General features: G+C 70.8%; 8 protein-coding genes. 2 read left to right on the top strand and 6 right to left on the bottom strand.

The window, feature by feature from the left end; all coding sequences use genetic code 11:
- Positions 1-279: 279 nt before the first annotated feature.
- The gene (locus IJH84_RS10815; RefSeq protein ID WP_200072496.1) at positions 280-543 is read left to right on the top strand and encodes a Prokaryotic metallothionein; all 264 of its coding nucleotides are present in this window, start codon (positions 280-282) and stop codon (positions 541-543) included.
- A gap of 578 nt (positions 544-1,121) precedes the next feature.
- On the opposite strand, the gene IJH84_RS10810 is transcribed toward IJH84_RS10815, so the two are convergent.
- Positions 1,122-1,625 carry a gamma carbonic anhydrase family protein gene (locus tag IJH84_RS10810; RefSeq protein WP_295143486.1) on the bottom strand — a complete coding sequence of 168 codons (504 nt, stop codon included), beginning with the start codon at positions 1,623-1,625 and terminating at the stop codon, positions 1,122-1,124.
- Positions 1,626-1,864: 239 nt separating this feature from the next.
- On the opposite strand from IJH84_RS10810, the gene IJH84_RS10805 reads away from it, so the two are divergent.
- On the top strand, positions 1,865-2,374 hold the full coding sequence (locus IJH84_RS10805; RefSeq protein ID WP_295143482.1) for a GNAT family N-acetyltransferase: 510 nt from the start codon (positions 1,865-1,867) through the stop codon (positions 2,372-2,374).
- A 98-nt stretch (positions 2,375-2,472) separates the two neighbouring features.
- Here IJH84_RS10805 and IJH84_RS10800 read toward each other — a convergent pair whose 3' ends face one another.
- The 5 genes from IJH84_RS10800 to IJH84_RS10780 form a co-directional block, all read right to left on the bottom strand.
- Positions 2,473-3,336 (bottom strand): SAM-dependent methyltransferase, encoded by an 864-nt coding sequence (locus IJH84_RS10800; RefSeq protein WP_295143479.1) that lies wholly within the window; start codon positions 3,334-3,336, stop codon positions 2,473-2,475.
- A gap of 100 nt (positions 3,337-3,436) precedes the next feature.
- Positions 3,437-3,925, bottom strand: coding sequence for an STAS domain-containing protein (locus IJH84_RS10795; protein ID WP_295143478.1), 489 nt, complete (start codon positions 3,923-3,925; stop codon positions 3,437-3,439).
- A gap of 226 nt (positions 3,926-4,151) precedes the next feature.
- On the bottom strand, positions 4,152-6,110 hold the full coding sequence (locus IJH84_RS10790; protein ID WP_295143475.1) for an aconitate hydratase: 1,959 nt from the start codon (positions 6,108-6,110) through the stop codon (positions 4,152-4,154).
- A gap of 102 nt (positions 6,111-6,212) precedes the next feature.
- Positions 6,213-6,848, bottom strand: coding sequence for a DUF5701 family protein (locus IJH84_RS10785; RefSeq protein WP_295143472.1), 636 nt, complete (start codon positions 6,846-6,848; stop codon positions 6,213-6,215).
- Between the two features lie 150 nt (positions 6,849-6,998).
- Positions 6,999-7,304 (bottom strand): helix-turn-helix domain-containing protein (locus tag IJH84_RS10780; protein ID WP_295143469.1); only part of this gene is annotated, 306 nt, incomplete at its 5' end.

Below are 7,304 nucleotides of genomic sequence, written 5' to 3'. Positions count from 1 at the left end.
GACCTCCAGCGGCACCGAACGGGGGTGGATCGCCGGGCGCAGCCGCTCGGCCAGCACCCGCTCGAAGCGGCGTTGCACCACGGCGCGATCGTCGTACATGCGATCCCCTCCGGTCGGCAGTGTCGATCAGCCTCGCACAGCGCCGGTGCTCGCGGGATCCACCGATCGCGCAACCGGCCCGTCAGTGCAGGTCACGACGTTCTGCGCCGGGTTGCCGGGGGATGGGCGCGCCCGCATCCTGGTGCCTTCCCCAGAGGTGAACGACATGCGGAGGAAGCAATGGCGACCTGCGAGACCTGCGGTAACGACTACTGGATGAGCTTCGAGGTGCACACCGTCGGCGGCGGCGTGCACACCTTCGACTCGTTCGAGTGCGCCGCGCAGCGGTTGGCGCCGCAATGCGAGCACTGCGGGTGCCGGATCCTCGGACACGGTGCGGAGGTCAACGGCCGGTTCTTCTGCTGCGCGCACTGCGCGCGGGAGTCGGGCATGTCGATGGTCAGCGAAATCCGGGACGCCGTCGGTGCGCACCCAGTGTCATGACGGCACTACCCGCTGTCTAGGTTGCATCGTTTCACCCGTGGTTTCGCCGCCGGATCAAACCGCAGACCGTGTTCGTTATCGAGGTGTGACGTAGTCGGTGAAATAACGCCCCGACCAGTGGCGATTACCCAAGTGGCACACCTCGTTGACCCCTTGGACACGCCGGTCCGCAAGGGGATCGGCAGGTGTGGCGGCTGGACCACTACGTAGTGAAGGGATGCCGAAATGGCAGGTCTGGTTCGTTGGCTGGGTGGCATGAATCGCGAGATGGGTCGGGCCCGCACCGTGATGCGGCACCCGCACTCCGCGAGCATGAGCTCGGCCGCCCGTCGCGGTCAGAGCTGAAGGCTCTGTTCGTCAGTCCACAACGACTGAACGTGGCGCAACAAACCGGGTCGCGGACCGGCCACCGACCGCTTGCGGCGGTTCGAGCGCCGGCGAGCACGGTCTGACGCCACCCCAAGTAAGACCCGGGCTCCATTACAACGGGCTTGCTGAATGTGCCGTGGTCCCCGCAGCGGGGCCACGGCACTTCGGTTTTCACGGGGCCTTGCCGCACAGGCCCGCGTTCGCCAAGCTCAGCCTTCCAGCGCCTCGCGGTGTCGCGCGGCGTTGCCGAGGTAGTGCTCGGCCGACAGGCGCAGCCCCGCCTTCTCGTCATCGGTCAGCTCCCGGCGCACCTTGCCCGGCGTGCCCGCCACCAGCGAGCCCGGCGGAACCTCGGTGCCTTCCAGCACCACCGCACCCGCCGCGATCAGGCTGTTCTCGCCGATCACGGCGCCGTTGAGCACCACCGAACCCATGCCGACCAGGCTGTGATCACCGACCGTGCAGCCGTGCAGCACCGCGCGATGCCCGACCGTCACGCCCGCACCGACCGTGGCCGGAAAGCCCGGATCGGCGTGCACGACGCAGCCGTCCTGGACGTTGCTGCCCTCGCCGACGGTGATGTCCTCGTTGTCACCGCGCAGCACCGCGCCGTACCAGACGTTCGCTCCGGCGTGCAGCCGCACGCGGCCGATCAGCGTGCTGCCCGGCGCGGCCCACGCGTCCTCGGCGATCTCGGGCCGATGGCCCTCCATGGCGACGATGCGGACCTCGCCGGCGGGGTCGCCGGTGGATGCTGGCGGGTTCACGGCACCTCCCAAGCTGGCGCGGACACCCGCGCCGGTCGTTTCCCGCAGCACCGTATCCGCACGCGCAGCGAAGATCGCCACCGCCGGTGCGCGAGCCCAGCTGCTCCCGCGGGTGACCGCGAACTTCGCGGTGCCTGCGAGAAATCCTGAAGACCTGCCCCGGCGCGATCAGCGACACTGGCACCGTGGACATCGACATCCGCCGGGCACACGCCGATGAGCTGGCGCTGCTGCCGGGTATCGAGATCGCTTCCGGGGAGTGCTTCCGCGAGATCGGCATGGCCTGGGTCGCCGACGACGACCCGCTGCCGCTGCCCCGGTTGACGGCCGCACACCACCGCGGCGATGTGCGGGTGGCCGCCGCCGCGGCACCGGTGGCGTTCGTGGTGACCGCGCCGCTCGACGACGCCGTGCACATCGAGCAGATCAGCGTGCACCCCGCGCACGCGCGGCGGCGCATCGGCGCGGCGCTGATCGAGCACGTCGCCGAAGCAGCCCGCGCCCAAGGCGCAGCCGCGCTGACCTTGACGACGTTCGGGGACGTCCCGTGGAACGCGCCGTACTACGCACGGCTGGGATTCCGGGAGCTGCCCGCATCGCGGTGCACCGCCGGTCTCGCCGAGCTGACGCGGGAGGAGGCGCGGCGCGGACTCGCCGCGGAGCGGCGGGTGGCGATGCGTCGTGCGTTGCACTGATGCGCCGACCGGAAAGCAGCACGGCGGAATCGTTCGCGCCTCCGCGGCGATGCGAAGGCCAGCGCGCTGCCCAACCCAGGTGTGCCGCTGGGGAAGTCTCAGCGGCTCGCCCGCAGTATGCGGCTGGCGCGCAGCGCCTGGGGCGGTTCGCCCACGAATTCCGCGGAGCCATCGAGGTAACCGGTGATGAGTTCTGCGGCGGAGTGATCATGGACCTCGGTGAGGCCGAGGGAACGCAACTGCGCGGCGATGCCGCCGGGTGTGAAGTAGCTGAACCAGGGTTCGCCGGCAGCGGCCGATCGATTCGCCCGCTCCCGCAGCTGCGCACCGTCCTCGTCGGTGCTTGCCGGCTGCAGGTAATCGAAAACCACCTCGGCCGGACGGGCCTGCCCGGCGATGTACTCGAGGGTGGCGCGAGCGGTCTCCGGGGTCAGGTAGAAGACCACACCGAGCCACACGAACACGGCCGCATCGGACCGGCTGAATCCGGCGGCGTCCAATTCCGTTGCCAGCGCTTGGGTTTCGAAGTCGACCGGCGCGAAGGTCAACGTCCCGGGGCAGTCGATGCCGGCCGCCGCGAGGCGTTGGCGTTTCCACACTTGGGTGGCCGGGTGGTCCACCTCGAACACGCGCAGGCCCGGGTGCGGATTGCGGTAGGCGAAGGTGTCCAGGCCGGCGCCGAGGATCACGACCTGCCGCACGCCCGCAGCCACGGCCGCGGCCACCCGGTCTTCGGCGAAGCGGGCGCGAGCGGCGAAGAACAAGCGGCGCGGCCGGTAGATCGCGCCGCTACCGGGGCGATCCTCGGTGGGCTCGGGCAGCTCGGCCAGCTCATCGGCGGTCACGCCGAGCAGACGCGCAGCGAGCGGGTCGGTGAGGATGCGGGGCCGGTCGGCGATCTGGTGAAAAGCACGGGCGTAAGCGGTCGCGAGCGCTGTCCGGCTGGGCCCGTCGTCGTCCATGCTGACGAACCTACTCGGGACCCCGGCGCGGTCATCGTGAACTCGGCCACGCCACGTGCACGATCGAACCGAAAGGTCAGGTTCAGCCGCGAGGGCTGGTTCAGCACCTGCGGCGGAGTTCGGTGACGGCTTCGGCGGTGGTCTCGCGGGAGATGAACCGGTCGGTCAGGCCGGTCAGGCGCATCATCCGCGCCACCGGGCCGGTGCCCGGGACCACGAACATCGGGATCTGCTTGCATTCGGTGCGGCGCTGGGCGTGCAGCAGCATGTCCAGCCCGGCGGTGTTGAAGAAGGTCACCTCCGAGAGGTCCAGCACGATCGCCCGCAGCACCGCCGCGGTCAGCCGTTGCCGGATCAGCTCGGTCAGGCGCGGCACGGCGGCCAGGTCGATCTCCCCGCGCATCCGCACGACCACCACTCCCGGGTCGGGGCGCAGCACGCTCAGCCGCAGCGCCCGGGTGTGCGCGGGAGACCCGGTGATCGGCTCGCTCGCTTCCCGCGGTGCGACGATGGCGCCTCGCTGGGCGGCCGTGGACCGAACGCGCCGCTGGTCGCCGGCAAGCTCGCTGTTGCCGCTGTCAGTGCGCATCAACGTTGCCTCCCTGGGCGCTTGTGCCGTCGCGGCGCGCTCACCCGGGCAGCACCGGGTGACCGGGCCGGATGGGCCTGGACGAAGCCGTGAGGGCGGTCGGCCGTGGGCGCGGAAGCAACCCTGCTCGAGACCGTCGATGCTGGTCACGGGTGCGTCCGCGGCCGGCTGCCGGGCCGCGGTACCTACCGTAGGAGCGCTAGTCCGAGCGCTACAAGCGTTGCCACTAACGTGTGACGACGGAGGGCGAGTCGGCGAGCATGGAGATGACTCCCCCGGCAAGTACGGCCTGCACTTGTCGCTCGGACAGGCTATGACGTGCGGTGATCGTGTTACCGCGAGTGTCGTTACCGATGGTGATGTCGCCGCCGCCGCGCAGCTGCCCCGGCAGGTCCTCGAGCACCAGCACGTCGCCTGCGCAGATCGAGTCGTAGTCGCCGGGGTCGGCGAACCGCAGCGGCAAGATCCCGAAATTGATCAGGTTCTGCCAGTGGATCCGCGCGAACGACTTCGCCAGCACCACCCGCAGCCCGAGATGGCGCGGCGTGATCGCGGCGTGCTCGCGCGAAGAACCCTGCCCGTAGTTGTCGCCGCCGACCACCACGTGCGTGCCCGTCTCGGCGGCCCGCTGCGGATAGGTCTCGTCGAGGCGGGTGAAGGTGAACTCCGAAAGCGCCGGGATGTTCGAGCGCAACGGCAGCGCCCGCGCCCCGGCCGGGGAGATCTCGTCGGTGGAGACGTTGTCCCCGGCCACCAGCAGCACCGGCGCCGCGATCCGCTGCGGCAGCGGATCCAGTTGCGGCAGCGCGGAGATGTTCGGGCCCTTCACCGGCTCGACCTGCTCGGCCTCCTGCTGCGGCGGCGGTTCCACCAGCATCGAGGTGTTCACCGACGCGTGCTCGGGCAACTCGACCTTCGGGTCCAGCCCGAGCCGCGCGGCCAGCTCCCGCGGATCGGTGATCGCCCCCTCCAGCGCGGCCGCGGCCGCGGTCTCCGGCGAGCACAACCACACCGAATCCTCCCGCGTGCCGGATCGGCCGGGGAAGTTGCGCGGGAACGTGCGCAGCGAGTTCTGCCCCACCGCCGGGGCCTGGCCCATGCCGATGCAACCCATGCACCCGGACTGGTGGATCCGCGCGCCCGAGGAGATCAACTCGAAGGTGCCGCCGATGCGGGTCAGATCCTCCAGGATCTCCCGCGAAGTCGGATTCACGTCGAAGCTGACCTCCGGGCGGGTCTGGCGCCCCTGCACCATGCGCGCGGCGATCGCGAAGTCCCGCAGCCCCGGATTCGCCGACGAGCCGATCACCACCTGGCGCACGTCGGTGCCCGCGACCTCGCGCACCGGCACCACGTTGTCCGGCGCGGACGGGCGCGCGATCAGCGGTTCCAGCGCCGAGAGGTCGATCTCGTCGGTGACGTCGTAGTCCGCGCCCTCGTCGGCCCGCCACTCGGTGAAGGCGTGCTCGCGGTCCTCGCCGCGCAGGAACTCCCGCACCGCCTCATCGGCCGGGAACACCGTGGTCGTGGCACCCAGCTCGGCGCCCATGTTCGCGATGACGTGCCGGTCCATCGCCGAAAGATCCGCGAGGCCGGGACCGTGGTACTCGATGATGCGGCCCGCGCCGCCGGAGACCGAGTGCCGCCGCAGCATCTCCAGCACCACGTCCTTGGCCGAAACCCACGGCGGCAGTTCGCCGGTCAGCCGCACACCCCAGACCTCGGGCATCCGCACCCGCAGCGGCTCACCCGCGATGGCCATCGCCACCTCCAGACCGCCCACACCGATCGCCAGCATCCCCAGCGACCCGGCCGCGCACGTGTGCGAATCGGACCCGACCATCGTCTTGCCGGGTTCGCCGAAGCGCTGCATGTGCGTCGGGTGCGACACCCCGTTGCCCGGTTTCGAGAACCACAACCCGTAGCGGCGGCAAGCCGAGCGCAGGAACTCGTGGTCCTCGGCGTTCTTCTCGTCGGCTTGGAGCAGGTTGTGATCGACGTACTGGACGCTGACCTCGGTTCGCGCCCGCGTGAGCCCGAGCGACTCCAGCTCCTGCATCACCAGCGTGCCCGTGGCGTCCTGGGTCAGCGTCTGATCGATGCGCAGCGCGATCTCCGAACCCGGGGTCATCTCGCCGTCGAGCAGGTGCGAGGCGATCAGCTTGTGCGCCAGCGTCCGCGGCATCGCCGGACCTCCTTCACGACCGGGTGCGTTTCCCTAACCGGCGGTCGCCTGCGGCCTACCCCGGCCGTGGTGGCTCGAAACGATCTGTGCCGCGGCGGCGGGTCAGCCGCTGCGGCCCGCGGCGCTGGCGAAGCCGAGCCAGGTGTGCCGGTTGCCCGCCCAGCACCAGCCGACCTTCGGCGCGTCGCGGTTGGCCGCACCGTCGCGGCCAGTGCCGTTGCTGATCCAGATCGCCGGGGTCCGCGCGTCCGGCGAACCGCGGAGTCGGTGCTTGCGCGAGGCGATGGTCATGAAGCAGTGGTTGCGTTCGAGCACGTCCGGGCACTGCAGCAGCCAGTGCAGGCCTTCCGCCAGCGTGAGTGGTGTGCGGCCCGCGGCTTCGATCATCGGCAGCGCCTCGTTCGGGCTGTATTCGGCCAGGTCGTCGCCGCGGTCGGGGGTTTCGATGCGGTAGGCGGGCGAGTCGGGCAGCCGCACCGAGGGGATCGGGGCGAATTCGTCCACATCGGACATGTCGGTGACCACGAAGCCGTGCTTGCCGCCGAGTTCCACCAGCGGCGCCAGCTTGGAGATCGGTGCGGCGGGCAGCACCAGCAGCGAACCGGGCACTTCGGGTGCGGCGGCTGCGCGTAGTCGTGCTGCGGACACGCCGGCGAGTTCGTGCACGCCGAAGTCGATCAACCGGTCGGCTTGGCGGGCGAGATCGGGCAGCTCGGGCACTGAGCACACTTCGGGCACTGGGCACACCTCCGTGGACGGCCGGACTGGGCGACAACGAACCGGCGCGCGACCGAGTTCCCCGCAGAACGGATTTGCAGCGGCCCACCCCACTACCGCCGAGTCCTTGCGCCCCCGAGTCATGTGGCCCGGATCCTGCCGCAGAGCGCCTCAGCGCAATCCCGGTGCCACCGACCCAGGCAGCGCCACCCCGTCATCGGGCAGCAGCACCTGCACCTCGACGGTGAACCGGTACGGCCGGTGCGCCAGCACGCCCGCGAAGTGCCGCCGCAGCCGGGACATCTCCGCGCGGATGGTCACGGTGCGCTCGGCGTCGCCGAACAGGTCCGCGGCCAGCTCGGCCGCCGACCGGCCCCGCGGATGCCGCGCCAGCAGGTAGAGGATCTCGGCGTGGCGCGGCGTCAGCGGCTGGTCCCAGCTGCCGCTCGGGCCGTCGAGCCGCAGCAGCGGCCGGTG

It is taken from the genome of Saccharopolyspora sp. (assembly GCF_017434145.1).
Lineage (GTDB): Bacteria > Actinomycetota > Actinomycetes > Mycobacteriales > Pseudonocardiaceae > Saccharopolyspora_C > Saccharopolyspora_C galaxeae.
The sequence above is the reverse complement of the archived record's forward strand: the minus strand, read 5'-3'. Positions and strand labels throughout refer to the sequence as shown.

Coding starts and splice junctions, on each gene's coding strand:
- IJH84_RS10800 (WP_295143479.1), bottom strand. CDS start 3,336: ATGGACGACGACGGGCCCAGCCGGACAGCGCTCGCGACCGCTTACGCC.
- IJH84_RS10810 (WP_295143486.1), bottom strand. CDS start 1,625: ATGGAGGGCCATCGGCCCGAGATCGCCGAGGACGCGTGGGCCGCGCCG.
- IJH84_RS10790 (WP_295143475.1), bottom strand. CDS start 6,110: ATGCCGCGGACGCTGGCGCACAAGCTGATCGCCTCGCACCTGCTCGAC.
- IJH84_RS10795 (WP_295143478.1), bottom strand. CDS start 3,925: ATGCGCACTGACAGCGGCAACAGCGAGCTTGCCGGCGACCAGCGGCGC.
- IJH84_RS10815 (WP_200072496.1), top strand. CDS start 280: ATGGCGACCTGCGAGACCTGCGGTAACGACTACTGGATGAGCTTCGAG.